The 18,175-nt window shown below is 62.1% G+C and carries 20 protein-coding genes; 9 read left to right on the forward strand and 11 right to left on the reverse strand.

The window, feature by feature from the left end; genetic code table 11:
- The first annotated feature begins 51 nt into the window (after positions 1 to 51).
- Together RS897_RS36770 and RS897_RS36775 are read left to right on the forward strand one after the other, a co-directional pair.
- Entirely contained in the window at positions 52 to 369 is a 318-nt protein-coding gene (locus RS897_RS36770; protein ID WP_315833561.1) for a hypothetical protein, read from the forward strand.
- A gap of 117 nt (positions 370 to 486) precedes the next feature.
- Positions 487 to 1,233, forward strand: a complete 747-nt coding sequence (locus RS897_RS36775; protein ID WP_315833562.1) for a thioesterase II family protein — start codon at positions 487 to 489, stop codon at positions 1,231 to 1,233.
- A gap of 307 nt (positions 1,234 to 1,540) precedes the next feature.
- Here RS897_RS36775 and RS897_RS36780 read toward each other — a convergent pair whose 3' ends face one another.
- From RS897_RS36780 to RS897_RS36790, 4 genes are all read right to left on the reverse strand, one after another.
- Positions 1,541 to 2,962 (reverse strand): MATE family efflux transporter, encoded by a 1,422-nt coding sequence (locus RS897_RS36780; RefSeq protein ID WP_315833563.1) that lies wholly within the window; start codon positions 2,960 to 2,962, stop codon positions 1,541 to 1,543.
- Between the two features lie 12 nt (positions 2,963 to 2,974).
- Positions 2,975 to 3,154 carry a hypothetical protein gene (locus tag RS897_RS36785; protein ID WP_315833564.1) on the reverse strand — a complete coding sequence of 60 codons (180 nt, stop codon included), beginning with the start codon at positions 3,152 to 3,154 and terminating at the stop codon, positions 2,975 to 2,977.
- 71 nt (positions 3,155 to 3,225) lie between these two features.
- Positions 3,226 to 3,798: a thioesterase II family protein gene (locus tag RS897_RS42400; protein WP_407654374.1), complete on the reverse strand. Its 573-nt coding sequence runs from the start codon at positions 3,796 to 3,798 to the stop codon at positions 3,226 to 3,228.
- 84 nt (positions 3,799 to 3,882) lie between these two features.
- A complete protein-coding gene (locus RS897_RS36790) occupies positions 3,883 to 4,110 on the reverse strand; it encodes a hypothetical protein (protein ID WP_315833565.1) in 228 nt (75 codons plus the stop codon).
- A 568-nt stretch (positions 4,111 to 4,678) separates the two neighbouring features.
- Between RS897_RS36790 and RS897_RS36795 the strand changes: the two genes are divergently transcribed.
- Positions 4,679 to 5,209, forward strand: coding sequence for a c-type cytochrome (locus RS897_RS36795; RefSeq protein WP_315833566.1), 531 nt, complete (start codon positions 4,679 to 4,681; stop codon positions 5,207 to 5,209).
- 26 nt (positions 5,210 to 5,235) lie between these two features.
- Here RS897_RS36795 and RS897_RS36800 read toward each other — a convergent pair whose 3' ends face one another.
- From RS897_RS36800 to mdoH, 3 genes are read right to left on the reverse strand one after another with little or no spacing between them, the layout of a single operon-like run.
- A complete protein-coding gene (locus tag RS897_RS36800; protein ID WP_315833567.1) occupies positions 5,236 to 6,576 on the reverse strand; it encodes a hypothetical protein in 1,341 nt (446 codons plus the stop codon).
- Positions 6,560 to 7,303 (reverse strand): FkbM family methyltransferase, encoded by a 744-nt coding sequence (locus RS897_RS36805; protein ID WP_315833568.1) that lies wholly within the window; start codon positions 7,301 to 7,303, stop codon positions 6,560 to 6,562. Before RS897_RS36805 ends, RS897_RS36800 begins: the two co-directional genes overlap by 17 nt.
- A 3-nt stretch (positions 7,304 to 7,306) precedes the next feature.
- Positions 7,307 to 9,136 carry a glucans biosynthesis glucosyltransferase MdoH gene (gene mdoH / locus RS897_RS36810; RefSeq protein ID WP_315833569.1) on the reverse strand — a complete coding sequence of 610 codons (1,830 nt, stop codon included), beginning with the start codon at positions 9,134 to 9,136 and terminating at the stop codon, positions 7,307 to 7,309.
- Between the two features lie 68 nt (positions 9,137 to 9,204).
- Here mdoH and RS897_RS36815 point away from each other — a divergent pair, with 68 nt between their 5' ends.
- The 4 genes from RS897_RS36815 to RS897_RS36830 all read left to right on the forward strand — a co-directional run bounded on the left by RS897_RS36815 (position 9,205) and on the right by RS897_RS36830 (position 12,457).
- On the forward strand, positions 9,205 to 10,194 hold the full coding sequence (locus tag RS897_RS36815; protein WP_315833570.1) for a zinc-dependent alcohol dehydrogenase: 990 nt from the start codon (positions 9,205 to 9,207) through the stop codon (positions 10,192 to 10,194).
- 9 nt (positions 10,195 to 10,203) lie between these two features.
- Complete coding sequence (locus RS897_RS36820; protein ID WP_315833571.1) at positions 10,204 to 10,605, forward strand: 6-pyruvoyl trahydropterin synthase family protein; 402 nt, start codon at positions 10,204 to 10,206, stop codon at positions 10,603 to 10,605.
- Positions 10,606 to 10,673: 68 nt separating this feature from the next.
- The gene (locus RS897_RS36825; protein ID WP_315833572.1) at positions 10,674 to 11,651 is read left to right on the forward strand and encodes a glycosyltransferase family 4 protein; all 978 of its coding nucleotides are present in this window, start codon (positions 10,674 to 10,676) and stop codon (positions 11,649 to 11,651) included.
- Positions 11,600 to 12,457 carry a class I SAM-dependent methyltransferase gene (locus tag RS897_RS36830; protein WP_315833573.1) on the forward strand — a complete coding sequence of 286 codons (858 nt, stop codon included), beginning with the start codon at positions 11,600 to 11,602 and terminating at the stop codon, positions 12,455 to 12,457. The genes RS897_RS36825 and RS897_RS36830 overlap by 52 nt, the downstream gene beginning before the upstream one ends.
- Here the strand turns inward: RS897_RS36830 and RS897_RS36835 are convergent.
- Positions 12,418 to 13,353: a RibD family protein gene (locus RS897_RS36835; protein WP_315833574.1), complete on the reverse strand. Its 936-nt coding sequence runs from the start codon at positions 13,351 to 13,353 to the stop codon at positions 12,418 to 12,420. The two genes, RS897_RS36830 and RS897_RS36835, sit on opposite strands and share 40 nt — an antisense overlap.
- A 159-nt stretch (positions 13,354 to 13,512) precedes the next feature.
- Here RS897_RS36835 and RS897_RS36840 point away from each other — a divergent pair, with 159 nt between their 5' ends.
- Both RS897_RS36840 and RS897_RS36845 read left to right on the forward strand, forming a co-directional pair.
- A complete protein-coding gene (locus RS897_RS36840) occupies positions 13,513 to 14,958 on the forward strand; it encodes a hypothetical protein (protein WP_315833575.1) in 1,446 nt (481 codons plus the stop codon).
- A 25-nt stretch (positions 14,959 to 14,983) separates the two neighbouring features.
- Positions 14,984 to 15,634 carry an HAD family hydrolase gene (locus RS897_RS36845; RefSeq protein ID WP_315833576.1) on the forward strand — a complete coding sequence of 217 codons (651 nt, stop codon included), beginning with the start codon at positions 14,984 to 14,986 and terminating at the stop codon, positions 15,632 to 15,634.
- A gap of 30 nt (positions 15,635 to 15,664) precedes the next feature.
- Here the strand turns inward: RS897_RS36845 and RS897_RS36850 are convergent, their stop codons facing one another.
- From RS897_RS36850 to RS897_RS36860, 3 genes are read right to left on the reverse strand one after another with little or no spacing between them, the layout of a single operon-like run.
- Positions 15,665 to 16,600: a dihydrodipicolinate synthase family protein gene (locus RS897_RS36850; RefSeq protein ID WP_315833577.1), complete on the reverse strand. Its 936-nt coding sequence runs from the start codon at positions 16,598 to 16,600 to the stop codon at positions 15,665 to 15,667.
- Between the two features lie 36 nt (positions 16,601 to 16,636).
- The gene (locus RS897_RS36855; protein WP_407654375.1) at positions 16,637 to 17,434 is read right to left on the reverse strand and encodes an amino acid ABC transporter ATP-binding protein; all 798 of its coding nucleotides are present in this window, start codon (positions 17,432 to 17,434) and stop codon (positions 16,637 to 16,639) included.
- Positions 17,431 to 18,162, reverse strand: a complete 732-nt coding sequence (locus tag RS897_RS36860; protein WP_315833578.1) for an amino acid ABC transporter permease — start codon at positions 18,160 to 18,162, stop codon at positions 17,431 to 17,433. The genes RS897_RS36855 and RS897_RS36860 overlap by 4 nt, the downstream gene beginning before the upstream one ends.
- Positions 18,163 to 18,175 lie beyond the last annotated feature (13 nt).

The raw sequence follows: 18,175 nt of genomic DNA on the forward strand, positions 1-18,175 counted from the left end.
ACACCTGAGGGCGATCATCGGATCCAAAAGCGATCAGAGGAGCAGGAGTGAATGGATACTGACGGCACTCAGGAAATTCTGGCGCGGTACCAAAAGATGCGCAAAGCGCTCGTTGGTGCATCCGCGGTGCTCGAAAATAATGCCGATCAACGTCGGTCGGCATTTACTATCTCCCTTGGGGGCGTCCATGACTTTCTGATCGCGTTTCCTGGGCTGAATGACCCAAAGCCCTTATTCGCCTTTCGTAAATTGATGAGTGCTCTCTGGGATCTTGACCAGGGCACCACGGTCCCGCTTTTGCGAGCAAACGTCATCGGCCGCCGCATTCGATTGCCAAACAGGGATTTTTTGTATTGGCGGGAGCCGTGATGGAATTACTGCGGAAGGGTCAGGTCAAACGCTCAGAGGCGGCATACCGGGTCACTATCGTCACCACACATCGCGCTTGTCATGGCGCTTCAACAATGAGTTTTTGGGGTCCTCGTCATGGAAACTCCCTGGATTTTTCGGCTAGCACCTCGCCCGGATTCCAAGCTCCGATTAATTTGCTTTCCGCATGCAGGCCGCGGACCTTCGATGTTTAATTCTTGGGCGCGGGAACTCCCAGACGCCATCGAGGTGTGCGCCGTACACCTTCCCGGACGCGAGAGCCGCATCCGAGAGCCAAGCCTCAAAGCGATGTCTGACCTCGTCGAGAAACTCGTTGATGGTCTCGACAGCGCGATCGGTGGCCCCTATGCGATTTTTGGACATAGCGTTGGAGCCTTAATGGCTTTTGAGTTCACACGCGAGCTTCGGCGACGGGAAAAGCCGCTGCCTGTACATCTGTTTGTCTCCGGACGTCGGGCGCCGCAGTGCCCGCCAGGCCCTGCCACTCACCAGCTGAACGATCAAGATTTTTTGGCCGACGTTACCAGCCGATACGGAGAGATGCCTGGCTCAGTCCTTGCTGATCCGGAAATTCTCGCCGTCTTCTTGGACATTGTCCGCTCTGATGTGCGCGTAATGGACACGTATAAATACAAGGAGGAGCCCGCCTTCCCCGTGCCGATTTCCGCATACGGCGGCAGCCTCGATCAAATGCTTACCCGTCCGATGCTCGAAGCATGGCAGACACATACCAATTTGACGTTCCGGCTGCGCATGTTTGACGACGGACACTTTTTCCCAGATCTACTGCGCGCCCAGCTTCTTCGCGCCGTCATCGACGATCTTGGACTCCTGACCTCATAACCGACAATTGTTTCGCACTCTGTCTGACGGAAATGGCATCTCAAGGAAATGGCCCAACGTTCGTGGGTCGCTCAATCATCAAAGCCACTCCCGATCGCAGTTCGTCCGGCAAATGGAACAGGCGTTCGCCAGACCGTCAGATTCCTTGGCTGAATTTCCATACGATTTCGACTGCTGCGCGACTATTGAGCATCGCGAAAGTTAATGGAATTCTATTCTTCTAAACAGCGGTGCGGCAACACGAAGCTACTAAGCTCACGCCGAGATCGAAAAACTTTCTAGTTGATGTCCAGAGCCGTCCGCCGGGTTACGGCCGCGCATGAACGCTGCTTTGGCCGGAATCTGACCCCCGCTGGCACATCTCGGGGCGGGCATCGCGGCCAAGCCGCGCCAGCACGCCGGGGAATCTTGCCGCGAGCCGCACCACTGCAAAGACGAACGCGAGCGCAATGCCGATCCAGATTCCGCTGCCGCCAAATCCAAGGCCGAACGCGAACAGCACGGCGCCGCCGAGCCCGACGCCCCAGTAGCCGAGCATGACGCGCCATAGCACGGAGTTGGCGTCGCGGAGCCCGCGCAGGATGCTGCCCATGACGATAACGAGTCCCGACAACAACTGGACCGCCGCGCAGAAGCGGAAGAAGCCGCGCGCGGTTTCGATCACGGCCTCGCTGCCCGACGACCGTGACCACAGCAAGAGACGGACCAGGGTGTCAGAGCACGTGACCAGTACGACGCCGACCGCAATCGATGCGGCACTGCCGGCAATGAGCGCCACTGTTATGGCGTGCCTGATGGCGCCGACATCGCGCTGACCGAGCAGCAGCGAGATCCGCGCCATGGCGGCCTGCGAAATCCCGATCGGGATCATCAAACAGATGTTGAGCCACAACACGACGATGCCATGGGCACCGAGTGCGACCTTGCCGAAATAGCCCATCAGCATGGTTGAGGCTGTGAACATCGATGCTTCGGACAAGAAGATAGCGCCAACCGGAATGCCGATTCCAAGCACCTCGCGCACGGCAAGCCCGGCGCGGCGATCGCGCAGGCCTTTCGGAATGCGCGGCGCATGCCACATCGCGATGGCGAGCAAGCCGAACATCAGCCAGTTGGTCAGCGCAATAGTCAGACCGATCGCCATCAAGCCGTCGATGGCCGAGGCGCCGCCGGCAAGCAACAGATTGCAAGCGAAGTTGAAGGCCGTGCCCGCGATGATGATAGGGTTGAGCCATTTGAGATCGTTCGCCGCGATTAGGAAGAATCTCAGCGCGACCACGATGATGCCCGGCAAATAGCCGGGCAGCAGTCCCCAAATGAAACGCTGCGCGAGCACGACCAGCGCCGGGTCCTGACCGGTGCGCGCGAGACACCATGGCACTCCCGCCATGATCGCGGTCGCGCCGAGGCCCATCATGACGGCGAGGAAAAGACCGCCGCGGATGGCGCGCGTGGCCGCCGCATCGTCACCGGCTCCGATGCCCATGCTGACGAGCGGGACCAGGCCTTGCAGCACGCCAAGGGCGGTGATGAACAACAACAGCCCGATGCTGCCGACAAGGCTGCCAGCGGCCAGCGCGTCGACGCCAAGCCGTCCGGTCATGCTCGTTGTCACGAACGGGATCGCGAGCTGCAGCAGCTGGTTGAATGCGAGCGTCAAGCCCGAACGACCGAGGTGACGGGCTTCCTGCCGCCACAAGGCGTCGCGTGGTGCAGAGGGGACTTGCATGATAGGCGCCCGTTATAGCGGACCGACCGGAAGACACAGCTCGCAATGGAGTTGCCCCCCCACGGCGCGCAGGCCCGCGCCGCCGGCGCCGACCACGACGACGTCGTAGGTGTGGTCTTCGATCGGATAGGCCTTGCCGTTGGTGGCGGGGCCATTGGATTTGATCGAGTTGCCGGTACCGTCAGCGGCCATGGATCACACTCCCGACAACAATCGAACATTGAGAGGGCCGCCAAAATTGGAGGTTGCATGAACCTATATCCTCAATCCTTCGCCAATGGTAGCCCGCGAGCCGTGAGCCAGTGCGATAAGTTCCTCTGACCGGGCGTGCGGGAAGAAATGGTCCCCGGAACCACCATGGAAATCGAACGTTCGAAGCGCGTAGTCACTCCAAAGCGCCACCGCCTCGGGCGGCGCCGCACTGTCCCGTTGGGCTGCGACCGCCGCGAGGGGAATACTGACCCCGCGTGGCCGTCCGCGGTCTGCCAGTTCTCGGCGATGCTGAGGTCGGCCTGTATCAGCGGCAGGATGGCATCCAGCACTTCCTCATTTTCGAGGACCCGATCGGCCAGTCCCCCCAATGTCTTCAACCGGTCGATGAGTTCGGATCGTGACAGAAGATGCCACGGCGATATTCTTCCGCTGCTGGGCGGGCGTGCCCCGCAAAGCACCAGCCTGGTGGGAACCCCGCCTTTGATTGATTCCAGACGTTGAGCCAAGCTGAAGGCCACCAGTGCGCCCAATGATCGAATAAGGCGCAGCCTCCAGCCACCCCCGCAGGTCGCGTGCCAGTCCGCCCGCCAAATCCTCGATGGACGTTGCCAGCGGCTCGTCATGCCGAATGCCGCGACCCGGATATTCGATCGAACAGATCACCAGACCCGGACCGTTAAAGCGACGGTCGTACCGCTGACGCTCTGTCACATTGCTAGTCTCAGCGCGATCAACCAACTGGCGTTGGTGGCCGGTTCTGTCAGACGCCGTAAGGGTCCAACCGCCGCGCCCCGATTGCCCTTGGGAAAGTACTTCGCCAGGAATTCGTCGAAGCGGCGGATACCGGAATCGTCATTCCATTGGGCATCGGCGGCATCCCTCAGATAAGCAGCAGAAACGATGCCCTGGCCGTTCTCCAGACCGGCCGGCTCCATTACCCACCACCGGCGCTTAAGGTCTTCACGACGCGAGAAATCCCGCGACAGTCGGCAATGCCGGTGTGTCCAATCATTCCGCCTGCCCTGCTCAAGTTGGCTGTTGCAAGATTTTTCCCGATCTCCCGGTGCACACGCCGCCCTCTAATTCATTGAAAATTTGAACTTTCTGTCCAATCCATCAGCCAAGACGTCGGGTTGCTCTCTGCCGAGGTCGACCAAGTTTGACGCCACGCTACTCCCAAAGACTCGCCCCTCATCTTGTCCCTCGGGCAAGGTTACAGAAAAAATCAATAGAGATTTCAGAACATTATACGAACTGTTCGAATCTCTCCGAGTGCGCCAGTCGAGCGGTTTCGTGCAGCCATTCTCAACGCATTGCATTGCGCCAACCGCCAGATCGCTCGTTCTCAAAACGCGGACATCAGGCGACGATGCCCCGTCCATCGCGGGCATCACGAAACGATGATCCTGCAATTTAAAGCGTTTGGTGCGACCGCCGCGACAATCTTGAACCGGAACGCACAGCCTCTATCTGCATTCCATACCAGCACGTCGGAGGTGTCCCATGCGTATCCTTGCGGCTATCGGTGCATTGGCAATCGCGATCGGCCTTGCCGCCGCGGCATTCTTCTTCGGCGGGTTTTATAGCATTGCAGGCACCACGGAAGATCCCGCTGTTGTCACCTGGGCGCTGACGCGCGTGCGCACGGCGTCCATCAATCGCCACGCGACCGCAACAGCGCCCGCCTCCTTCAATGACCCCGCCACGGTGCAGTCCGGCGCTCGGGCTTACGCAACGTTCGGCTGCGCGACCTGCCACGGAGCGCCCGGCGTCAAATGGCAGAAATTCTCCGAAGGCCTGCATCCTGATCCGCCGGACCTGAAGGAGGTCGCCGGCGAGCTCTCCCCTGCCCAGTTATTCTGGGTCATCAAGAACGGCATCAACATGACGGGCATGCCGAGTTTCGAGCAGGCCGGCGCCACGGACACCGAGATCTGGTCGATCGCGGCGTTTGTCAAAAAGCTGCCGGTCGTTTCCGATGCCGACTACAAGACCTGGACCGCGTCCCTCGATCCGGCCTCGCCCGCGAAATAGTAGATTTGATCTCGGCAGGCGCTGGTTCAAGTCTCCAGGGAGTCGCCGCTGCGCCAACCCGACGCGGCGACAAAGGCACCGGCGATGCCGGCGATCACCGCCCAATAGCCATAACGAAAGTCGGGCGCCACACCGACGAAAAGGAAGCTCAGGATGTAAATCGTCGCGGACCCGCACAATCCAAGTGCGAAGACGCCTTCGCGCGTGTCACGTCGTCGCCAGCCCACACCGCAGACGACGAGACACAGCAACAACCACGCGCCGAGACGAAACAAGGGTGTCGGTTTCAACCAATCATGCACCGAGACCAGAGCGTTGAACGCCGCCCGATCAGGGAAAACCGTCTGATTAGGACGTTCGATATCAGCGAGCCACATCGTCAGATTGCCGGCGGTGAGGAAATTCCAGAAGTATGCAGACCGATGTTCGAGATAGGCGACCGGATGCCGCCCGATCGCGCGCAGCCACGCGTTGGAGATCGCGGACGTTCCGAACAGGCCTTCTTCCCGCTCGATCTTTCGCATCACAAAATCGCAGGGAGCCAGCCGCCAATAGACGTCCCACTGGCTGGCGTCATAGCAGGTGTTGAGCAACTGGGTGTTTTCCGACGCACTCCATGTGACCGGATACTGGTTCTCCTTGGCAAAGTGGCTGATGCCGCCGAGATCGAAGATCATGATCGATTGCAATGGATGCTGCCGCGTTGCTCCCAGCACGCCATAATAGACCAGTTGTACCGTGGCGAAGAGGCCGATCGCCGCCGGCACGAAGAGGATGGCCGTCCGGCGCAGCGACATCCGCTGTGGCCAGATCACATAGGCGATGAGGATCGGCGCAGCGAGCAGCGCATTCGGCCGCAGCAGCACGCCCAGGACAACCAGCGCAAACGCCAGCCATTGCGCCGGTCGCCGAGCCGACGACGGCCTCCCACATACCGCACACACGATGCTGGCAGCGAGCAACCAGCAGCCGGCCAGCAGCACGTCCCGCCAGATGATCCCGACGAAGACCAGTGCGGGCGGCAGCAGAGCCAGAATCGGCAGCACCAACGCGCTGCGCTTGCCGCGGCTCGCCTCGACAACCGACAGGACCCCAAAGCCAAGCCAGTACAATGCGGCCGCCAGAAGAAAAATGCTGGCTGCACCGGGGGCGATCGGATCGATCACACCCCACAGCCACGTCATGACCGGCGACTGCCAATCGCCATACGTGCCCTTGGCGATGTCCTCGTAGACGTATTTGGCATCGAAGGTCATGATGCCGGGGTAGAAGATCAGCAGGGTCAGGCCGTAGCCCGCGGCGACAAGCGCACCAACGGCCCCGACCAGACGCCATTGCGATTCCGGCCGGTCAGTCCGTGACGGCATAGATATCCCCGGAATTGGCCTCCTGCGGCAGATCGAGCAGCCAGCGCGAGACGTCTGCAGCGCTCATCCAGGCGCCGACAAAGGCCTGGCTTTCACCGAGTGCGGCATTGAACCTGTCATAGCCCAGTGCCGAGCAGCGCGTGATGCAGGCAAGCCCGACCTCGCGCTGAATGGTCGTGAACTCGAACGACAATGCGCGTACCGCGCGGGACAGTCCGTGCAAGGCCTCTGCCTCAAAACCTTCCACATCGAGTTTGATGAAAGTGGGAGCGCCATGCTTGGCGATCAGTGCGTCGAGCGTGGTGACGGGAACGTTCACGCTTGCGGTCCAGCGTTGCGATGTCCAGCCTGGCGCGTCGCGCGCCGCGGCAATGAACGCGGCTGATATCGACGACACCGTAGGATTGTCGGTGTTGATCGTCATCGGTGCCGTCCCCGGTTCGCGTCCAACCGCCACGGCCTCGATGGAAACCGAGCGGCTGCGGCCATACAGGAGCTTGAGAACCCTGACCATCGCAGGCTGCGGCTCGACCGCGACGACCCGGGCGCCAAGGCGCCGAAACGAGGCCACCCGGTCGCCAACATGCGCACCGACATCAAACACCAGGTCTCCGGGCCGGACAAAATCGCCGTAAAGCCGGTCCATGGCGGCGGTGCGTGCTTTGTCGCCGTAATAAATCCGCAGGGAACGAACGGCGGCGCGTACGGTCCGGAGAGCCCCGAGCACCGCTTACACCGAAGTCGGCACGACCGGCCGAACCGCCGATTGAAGCGCAGGCAACGACAGCGCCAGCAAATCCTGCGGAGTTGTCGTCTCTTCTGGAAGCCGGCCAACACCGATACGTGCCGCAAGTGCGCCGAGCCGCGGCCATGACGTCACCATCGCAAAGGGGACGGCCAAAGCCGGACCCGCGGCCAGCAGCAGGATGTAAGGCAACGCCGCCGGTTGTGTCGCGGCGACCGCGCCGATCGCGGCCCATCCGATCAGTGTCTGCGGCCACAAATTGCGGAACGCCAATGTCAGGGGCACGGCGTGATCGTCGCGAACCTGGCCGATCCAGCCGATCTCGCGGTTGAACAGCAGGCCGAGGAGAAAGATCGTGTGACTGATCCAGAGGATCGGGCACAGCAGCAGCGAGTACACCGTTTCGATGGCGAAGTTGACGAGAAAGCGGCCGGCCCCGCCGAAGGCATGGCGCGCATGTGGCCGAAGCAGAATGTCGACGGCGCTGGCGATTTTCGGCGCAAACCACATCGCCAGGATCCAGGCGAACAGCACGCTGCCGACATCGGCGCGAATGATGCTGGCCGGAGTGTCGCACAGCGCCAGCGCGATGGTCGCGAGTCCAAGCAGGCCGATCCAGGCTGGAGAGCCGATGAACATCAGAATGGCCAGCACCAGCTGATAGCGGCTCACCGGCCGAAGATTAGGAAGCGAGAGGAACGGCCAATACTGCATGTTGCCTTCGCACCAGCGCAGATCGCGGCGCATGAATTCGAGCAGGGTCGGCGGATTTTCCTCCCACCCCAAATCCTCCTGCGCGACCACGCGCACGTGGTAGCCGGCGGACCGCATCAGCGCGGCTTCGATCTGATCGTGGCTGAGGATATGCCGCTCCTCCTCGCCATCTGTGGACAACAGAGGCAGCCGGCAGTGCGTCATGAAGGGGTCGAGACGCAGAACCGCATTGTGCCCCCAGTAAGGGCCGCAATCGGATTGCCACCACGCACTGCCGACGGTGTAGGAGCGCATGCCGAGACGCATGCCGAACTGGAAGATGCGGGCGAACAGGCTTGTCGACGGCAGGCCGACGATCAGCCCCTGCAGGATGCCGAGCCTGGGGTCAGCCTGCATGATGCGCACCAGGCGCAGGATCGCGTTGGCCGTCATGAAGCTGTCGGCATCCAGCGTGACGGCGAATTCGTGATCGCGGCCCCAGCGCTCACAAAAATCAAAGACATTGCCGGCCTTGTAACCGGTATTGACGGTGCGGCGCCGGTAAGTGATTTCGATGCGATCACGCCACCGCTGCGCCAGGGCGGCGAAATGTTCTTCCTCCCTCGCTGCGACGTCGGCGGAATCGCTATCGCTGAGCACGTAGAGATGGAAGCGCCCGCCATACCCCGATGCGTCGAGGCCCGCGAGCATCGGCTCGAGATTCCTGAGGATTCGATCCGGCAGTTCGTTGCGAATACACAGCAGAATGGCGGTCGACGCGGTCACGGCCTCGTCCCCGCGAATCCGCGCCTCGGCCGGCAGCACCGCGACCGCTGGATCCATGGCGGACCGCAGCAGGACAAAACCGATCACGGCATTCCAGAAGCCCGCGACCATCCATGGCAATGTGACGGCAAACAGCATAAGCGCCACACAATCGAGCAGTCCGAAGCCACCCGGCGCGAGCGTCAGCACCGCAAGCCACAGCGATACAGCGATCGTCACCACAAAGAGCAGCGCGAACATCACGCGCCGGGCGAGCACGCTCTTGTCGGCCACATGATTTTGTATTGCCTGGGGTGCGGTTTGCTCTAACACGAGGGGGAACGACTTCTCTTTCATCGGCGGGCGGTGCAGACTGCACCTATAACACGTCAACCTGTCGGGAATTCCAGTCCGAGATGGAAAAAATGGCTCTGAACGGGACCGGCGATGTTGCCTCGGCGCTCTGGTACTGTGGACCGGAACAGGTCGAGATTCGCCAGGACATTGTCGGACCGCCAGGACCAGACGAGGTGCGTGTCAGGGCACTTTATAGTGCGATCAGCCGCGGCACCGAGTCGCTGGTATTTGGCGGGCGCATCCCCGAAAGCGAGTTCGAACGAATGCGTGCGCCTTTCATGGCCGGCCGCTTTCCGTTTCCCGTAAAATATGGCTACGCGACCGTTGGCCGGATCGAGGACGGCGTCGAAGCATTGCGCAACCGGACGGTGTTTGCACTCTACCCGCACCAGACCCTGTTCAACATCGCCGCCGGCTCCGTCGCGATACTGCCGGACAATGTGCCTCCGCAGCGGGCGGTGCTCGCCGCCAACATGGAAACCGCCCTCAATGCCGTCTGGGACGCCGCACCCGGGCCATCCGACCGCATCGCGGTCATCGGCGCCGGCGTGGTCGGTTCTCTCGTCGCCTACCTCTGCGGGCAGCTTCCGGGGACCGACGTCACACTGGTCGACATCAATCCGGCCCGGGCGGAATTAGCGCGCGCGCTCGGTGTTGGTTTCGCAAGGCCGGGGAATGTCAAAGGCGATTGCGATCTTGTTGTTCATGCCAGCGGCGCGCCCGAGGGGCTGCGCACGGCTCTCGAACTGGCCGGCGAAGAGGCCACGGTGCTAGAGATGAGCTGGTATGGCGACACTGCGGTGACAGCAATGCTGGGCGGTCCCTTCCACAGCCGCCGGCTTCGCCTGGTCTCGAGCCAGGTCGGACAGATCGCGCCATCGCACCGGCCGCGCTGGACACATCAGCGACGGCTTGCTGCGGCCATTGCGCTGCTGAGGGATCCACGGCTCGACGCGTTGCTGGCGCCCCCGGTCGCGTTTCCGGATTTGCCTGAGCGCCTGCCAAAGATCCTCGCTGCTGGAAGCGGAATCCTCTGCCAGCCCATCGCCTACTCTTAAGGAGCTGACTTGTTCACCGTCGAAGTTCGTGACCACATCATGATCGCTCACTCCTTCAGGGGCGCGGTTTTCGGACCCGCACAGGCGCTGCACGGCGCGACATTCGTCGTCGACGCGGCGTTCATCGCCGAGACCCTCGACGACAACGGCATCGTTATCGACATCGGCCGTGCGCACGACGCGCTGCGTGCCGTGCTGTCGCCGCTGAATTACCGCAACCTCGACGACATACCGGAATTCAAGGGCAAAAACACAACCACCGAATTTCTCACCAAACATATCCATGACAGCCTCGCCAAGGCGGCGCGCGCGGATGAACTGGGACGCAACGGCCGGAAGCTCAAGGCCATCCGGGTGTCGATTTCGGAATCCCACGTCGCCCGCGCCCACTACGAGGCGCCTTTGTGGTGAAGCGTGTTGCCTTTGCCGTGCCGGGCAGTCTCGAGACCCCGACCGGCGGCTACGCTTATGACAGGCGCATGATTGCCGAGATCGAACGACTGGGCTGGCATGTCGAACTTGTCGATGTGGGCGAAGGATTTCCATGGCCGAGCGAGGCCATCCGATCCACCGCCCGTGCCCGGCTCCTGACGGTGCCGGCCGGCTGTCCACTCATCATCGATGGTCTTGCGCTGGGCGTCTTGCCGGAGGTGGCGGCAGAGCTCGCCGGCCATCATCCGTTGCTCGCGCTGGTGCATCATCCTCTGGCTCTGGAGATGGACCTTTCCACCGAGCAGGCTGATATCCTGCGCCGCAGCGAACACTCTGCCCTGGCTGCGGTCGCGCAGGTCGTCGTAACCAGTCCGGCCACCGCGCGGATCATTGCCACCGATTACGGTGTGTCGGCCGACCGCATCACAGTCGCACGGCCCGGCAATGACCCTGTCCCGCGTGCGCGCGGGAGCGGGCAGGATACGCTTCATCTGCTTTCAGTGGGTAGCGTGATACCCCGCAAAGGATTTGACGTGCTGGTCGGCGCGCTTGCTCCACTTGCCAGCCTGCCTTGGCGCCTGACGATCGCCGGCGATCTCACGCGCGATCCAGCGGCGGCTGCAAAGCTTCGCACCGATATCACCCACTACGGGTTGAGTGACCGCATCGCTGTTCTCGGAGCCGTACCGTCCCAACAGCTGGCCACGCTCTATGATAGAGCCGATCTGTTCGTCCTTGCATCGTCCTTTGAGGGATACGGAATGGCCTATGCGGAGGCCCTGGCGCATGGCCTGCCAGTCATCGGCACCACGGGCGGGGCGATCCCGGAGACCATTCCCCCTGACGCCGGCCTGCTTGTCCCTGCAGGTGATATCGCCGCGCTAACGGAGGCTTTGCGGCGCACCATCACGGATAGCGCTCTGCGGCTGCGCCTGTCGGTGGCCGCACTTGCCGCGGCCAGACGGCTGCCGACGTGGCCGCAATCCGGAGAGATTTTCGCCTCCGCCCTCGCGAGGCTGGCATGACTGGGTTCTCGGCTGAGTGGCTCGCCTTGCGGGAACGCCATGATATCGCAGCGCGGAATCCGGACGTTCTTGCCGCCGTCACGGCTTCACTGGAATCCGCGCCTTCAGTTCACGTCACCGATCTCGCGTGCGGGGCCGGCTCCACCCTCCGCACTCTCCACGCCCGCCTCCCGGCCCAGCAACACTGGGATCTGATCGACAACGACCCGGCCCTGCTCGCTATCGCGGGCCGCACCAGTGTTCCTGAGGATATCGAACTGAATACGGTGCAGTTCGACCTCAGTCGCGATCTGGACACAGCCCTCGACCGCAAGACCAACCTGATCACAATCTCGGCGTTGCTGGATCTGGTCTCCCTGGCGTGGCTGGACCGGTTTCTGCGCCAAGTCGCTGTGCGGGCGTTACCGGTCTACGCCGCGCTGACCTATGACGGCCGCGTCGATCTCTCACCGATCGATCCGTTCGACACAGCTATGATTGCCGCTGTGAACGCACATCAGCGCACCGACAAGGGCTTCGGCCCGGCGCTCGGTCCCACGGCGGCTCAGGCGGCCATCGGCGGCTTCGAGGCGCAGGGCTACGCTATTATCCAGGGACAATCCGATTGGATGATTGGGCCAAACGATCATGCCATGCAGATCGAATTGCTTGCCGGTTGGGCTGGCACCGCACGCGAGATGGGAACGCTATCCGACGCCGATATCACAGGCTGGCTCACGCGGCGCAAGGCTGCTGTCAGCCAGAAACCTTCATCGATCCGTGTCGGTCACGTGGATGTCTTTGCGACGCCGAGGGCGATGCGCTGAGCGGTCAAGTCGCAGTCGAACAGCACGTCTTCCGCGATCCTGTGCACACGTACCGGCATGCGTGGTGCTTCGTCGGCTCGCTCCAGTGACGGCAGGGCGATGCCCGGTCCACCGGACCCCAAGATGACGGGCGCGACGGTCACGTGCAGCCGGTCCAGGCATCGGGACACCAGGAAACGCGAGACCGTATCGGCACCACCCTCGATCAAAATCCTTCGCATCCCGGCGCGGGCCAACGCGCCAACGATGTCCGCCGGGGCAATGTTGCCCTCATGGGCCGGCAAGGCGACGATCTCGACGCCAGGAGGCGGCGTGCAGCGCGTGCCCTCTGCGGTGATCAGGATGCGGCGAACGCCGTCATCCCGGAACAGCTTCGCACACGGCTTCAGGCGCCCCTGCGGATCAATCACGGCACGCACAGGTTGCGGGCCGGCGACCTGCCGGACGGTCAATTGTGGATCATCCGCGATCGCGGTGCCGACACCGACAACAACGATATCGACCAATGCGCGCAACCGATGCAGGTGATCGATGCCGGCGGGACAATTGATGTATTTTGAATGCCCCGATGCGGTCGCGATCCGACCGTCAAGCGACTGACCGACCTGGCCGACGATCACCAGATCGTCGACCGCGCCCTTGCGCAGGGGACCGAACACATCCCCCCACACCTGCGGAAGCGTCTGCTGCCCTCTGCGAAACAGATGGACGAACTCTTCCCAGTGGTCACCGGGTGCGAATTTGCTGGTGGGAATGCTGCTGAGCTGCACGGGTGAAATCAAAGTCGGGGTTCGATCCGATAAAAATGCGCCGATGGCCCAGTTTGCCATAAAAATCATTGGGTTTCGACCGGAATGATTTGGGACTAATGGTGTTTGTGCGGGTGCGGCCAGCAAAAGAGAGCACGCGCGAACAGACGCAGCGATGCGTTTCGGACATCACATCCTGAACAAAAGGTCTCAGTCACCGGAAAGTCCGGGAATAGTTGACCGCGAGAGGCTGGACGCCTTTATTCGCGTTGAGCGGCTTGGTGCCCTGCGCGGAAGGTCGGTGGAATGTCGGGCTCCTCCTTGTCCCGTTTCGATGCACACACATTGCGACTTCTGATTGTTACGAGCGCTTTATGCTGGTCCGCCGCGTTCGTTATCGTTGCGATGCTCTATCAGCTCGAGCTCTATGGCGACGGCGCCATGTTTTCCTATGCCGTTGCCGTCCAGGACGCCTGGGCGTTCCACTGGCACAACATCTCCGGCCGGACATCGGTTTACCTGCTCTGCCTGCTCCCGGCCGAGATGATCGTCGGACTCACCGACAAACCGTGGGCAGGAATCCTGGCCTATGGGTTTCTTTTTTATGTCACTCCCCTGGCCAGCTTGATCCTGACCTTTGTCATCGATCGCTCGCGCGGCCGCTTCCTCTTTCTTGGCGCCTGCTGCTCCACCACCCTGCTCTGCCCGCTTGTTTTCGGTTTCCCGACGGAGATGTGGGTCGCCCATGCGATGTTCTGGCCGGTACTGGCGATCTGCCATTACGCCAGACGGACTTGGACCGGAGCCGCGCTGGTTTTTATCGCCCAACTCGGCCTTGCCTTCACGCACGAGGGCGCCCTCATCTTGCTGGTCGCCATTGTCGTGACGCTGGCCCCGCGCGGCCTCAGGAACGGCCCGTTCGTGCGCGCCGCAACCAGTCTGGTCGTCGTGGTCGTGCTGGCCGTGATTTCAAAACTGATTCTCCCGCCCGACGACTATTATGCCAGCGCCCTGCTGCGGGCCGCCCTGCACGTCTTCGACCCTGCAATCTTCAAAGTGGAGGTCGTGCTGCTGTTGCTCGTTTCACTCACGTCATACGGTGTATTGTACGCCGCGGTTCGTTTGGTGGCGCCGGCCCGCGCTCATGTTTATTCGCTGGGCGTGCTCCTGATGGCCCTCATCATGTACTGGCTCGCTATCGACCACGCCGTGCTTGCGAACAATCGCTACTACCTGAGAACGCTCATGGTGATCGGCACGCCGATATTCGGCGTGCTGGCCGCGCTGGCCGCCCTGAGCAGCGACGGCATCGTGGTCCGTGGTTTCGCCAGACTGCAGTTTGGTTTGACCTCACCAACCGACAACACCATTCGAGCATTTGCCGCAGTGCTGCTGCTGACAACAGCAATCCATGTGGTCGAAACCGGAAAATTCGTCAGCGCGTGGACCCGCTATCGCGCGGCGATAACGGCGCTTGCGACGGGACAGAACTCCGACCCGCAGCTCGGGAATTCGAACTTCGTATCGTCGTCGCGAACGCCGCCAGGCCTTGCTCCCTTGGCATGGTTCTCGACCATTCCGTATCTGTCAGTTATGGTCGCCAACTTTTCGCCCAGCCGCCTCGTGATCGATCCGGCGGGGAATTATTTCTGGTTATCGTGCGAGACGGCGACGACAAACAGGAATGCCGCGCGTGCGGCTCCGGTCGAGGCGCGCGAGTTCGTTCGTATCTATTCATGTCTCCATCGGTAACCTGTAAGGTCCAAGGTATTTTCACGTGAAGCTGATCATCTTCGATTTCGACGGAACGCTGGTGGACAGCCGCCCATTGATCTGGGAATCCCATCGCATCGTATTTTCCCAATTCCAGCTGCCGCTTCCTCCGCCAGACATCAGCCTCGCTCTGGTCGGGCAATCCCTCAACGTCATCCTGGCCCAGCTTGCGGGTGCGTCGGCGCCGATACAGGACATGGTAAGAGCCTATGATCTGCTGCTGCCGCAGCTCCGAGCGAACCCTGCCTTTGCCGAGAAGCCGTTCGATGGAGCGGATTCCCTGTTGTCCGATCTGAGTAGCAGGCCGGACACGATCCTGGGACTGGCGACCGGACACAGCTCCCTCACGGTCGCCCCGGCGCTGGAGGCGCTGCACTGGCGCGACCATTTCCGCACGGTACAGGCCGCCGACATGGCGCCGTCCAAGCCACATCCGGCAATGCTGTTTCAGGCGCTCGCGGCGACGGGCGTGACAGCAGACAACGCCATTTTCATCGGCGATACGACGTACGACATGGACATGGCCCGAGCAGCCAATTTGCGATCGATCGGTGTCAGCTGGGGATACCACAGCAAGGAGCGGCTCATTGCGGCAGGCGCGCAGCGTATTGCCCATACCATCGACAAGCTGAGAAATCACCTCCAGTCAGTTTAGCAATCGAAAGCGCACTGCACGTGACGTTGACTATGCGCGCCCAGTGGCAACATCGAGCGCAGCCGAAAGCGCGCCGATCTCGGCCGCAGTCGCGGCGTGCTGCGGCGGGCGCAGCGTATCACTCTCAAGATGGCCGAGAAGCTTCAGGCAGGCCTTGAGTCGCGCCGTCGCCCGCCCGCCGGGCGCGTCACGGTAGACCGCGACGGAGAGCGGATAGAGCTTGTCGTGCACCGCACGCGCTTGCGTCCAGTCGCCGGCTTCGGCCGCGGTCCAGAGCGCGACCACGAGTTCCGGCACCACGGCTGCAAGACTGACCTGGCTGCCGGCGCTGCCGACGATGTAGCTCGTCAGCAGATGCTCGTCGCCGGAGCCCAGCACACGGACATCGGGACGCAGCGCCCGGATCAGCCGCACATTCTCCTCATAGGCGGCGACCTCCCAGCTGCCCTCCTTGATGGCGACGACCCGCAGATCACCAGCGAGATGCTCCAGCACGGACCGCGGATACGCCATGGCGCCCGCGTCCACCGGCGCGCAATAGAGCATCAGCGGCACCGTCGTCGCGTCGCGCACCCATCGATGATGCGCGATCACGCAGGCATCGTCATGCCCCAGCGCCCAGCTGTTCGGCGGAAACACCAGTAACCCGTCCGCACCCGCCTCTTCCAGCGTTGCGGCCTCGCGCGCGGCCTCGAGACTGGCTTCATGGTTCACGCCGGAGACAATCAGGCAATCCATGGGGCTGCTTGCGCGGGCGATCTCGACAACACGACGTTTCTCGGCAAGCGACAACACGAAGTTCTCGCCGGCATGGCCGTTGACCAGAAGGCCGTTGATGCCCCGCACTGCCGTGACGCGCGAGATGTGCGCCGCCAGCGCCTCCTCGTCGATCGCGAAATCGGGCCGCATCGGCACAATGGTGGCCGCATGGATACCGCACAGGCGGTCGACAAATGATCCGGACATGCATCGCCTCGGGAGATCTTGGTGACGACGGCCGATCTAGTGAATGATCTGCTCGAGGAACGTCGCGGCGCGCTCGGACGCCGGATGATGGAAAAAGTCCTCCGGCTTGGCCTGCTCGAGAATCCTGCCTTGGTCCATGAAGACAATGCGATCGGCCACTTCCCGTGCGAAGCCCATTTCATGGGTCACGCAGAGCATGGTCATGCCCTCTTCCGCCAGCTTCTTCATGGTCTCCAGCACCTCCTTGACCATTTCCGGATCGAGCGCCGAGGTCGGCTCGTCGAACAGCATGATTTTGGGCTGCATGCAGAGTGCGCGCGCGATCGCGACACGCTGCTGCTGTCCACCGGACAATTGCCCGGGAAACTTAGCGGCCTGGTCCGGAATCCGGACCTTGGTCAGGAAATGCATCGCGAGATCTCTGGCTTCCGGCTTTGCCAGGCCGCTGACCGTCATCGGCGCGATGATGCAGTTCTCCAGGATCGTCATGTGCGGGAACAGGTTGAAGCTCTGGAACACCATGCCGGTGTCGCGCCGGACCAGGTCGATATTCCCGGGCTGATGGTCCAGTTCGACGCCGTTGACGTAGATCAGCCCCTGGTCGTGCTTTTCAATGTGATTGATGCAGCGGATCAGCGTCGATTTTCCCGAACCGGACGGGCCGCAGATGACGATCTTCTCGCCCTTGGCCACGCTGAGATCGATCTCGTTCAGGGCGGTGAAATCGCCGTAGTATTTGTAGACCGCCTCCATCCGAACCGCGGGCACCGCGCGCGCGCGCGACTGTCCCTCGACGCTGTCGATCTCGGTCGTCATCGATCCCGGGGTTCTCATGCTCTGGCCTCGAGGGCCGCCTTGGGCAGTGGCGCCTTCGCGACCGCTCTCGGCGCTCTCGCCGTGCTGGAGCGGCCAAAGTGCTTTTCCAGACGGCGCTGAGCCACGTCCCAGACCGAGGTGAGGATCAGGTAATAGGCGGTGGCGGCCGCATAGACTTCGAGAATCTGAAAATGCTCCTGCATCAGCATGTCGCTTCGGCGCATGATTTCCTCCACCGAGATGACGGAGGCGAGCGAGGTCGCCTTCAAGAGCGAATTGATGGAGTTGCCGAGCGGCGGGATCATCAGGCGAAAGGCCTGCGGCAGCGTGATGCGCCAGAACGTCACCCATGGCGACAGGCTCAGGGCCCAGGCAGCTTCCCGCTGTCCGGCCGACACCGCCAGGAAACCGCTGCGAACGATTTCAGCCAGATACGCCGCTTCATTGAGGATCAGCCCGACCAGGGCGCAGGTGATCACGCCGAACTTGATGCCCAGTTGCGGCAGGCCGCTGTAGATCACCACAAGCTGGATCAGCAGCGGCGTGCCGCGAAAGAACCAGATGTAGAACCTGGCAAAGCCGCTGAGTACGGGATTGGACGACATGCGCATCAGCGCAATGCCCATCCCGAGAATTAGTCCGCCGACCACGCCGGCAGCGGTCAAGCCGATGGTGACGAGCACGCCCCTCATCAGGAAGTAATTGAAGAAGTAATCGACGCAGGCCGCCGGACTGAAGTGACTCATCGGCTTGTCTCCA

Origin of the sequence: Bradyrhizobium prioriisuperbiae, assembly GCF_032397745.1 — a bacterium.
GTDB lineage: Bacteria > Pseudomonadota > Alphaproteobacteria > Rhizobiales > Xanthobacteraceae > Bradyrhizobium_A > Bradyrhizobium_A prioriisuperbiae.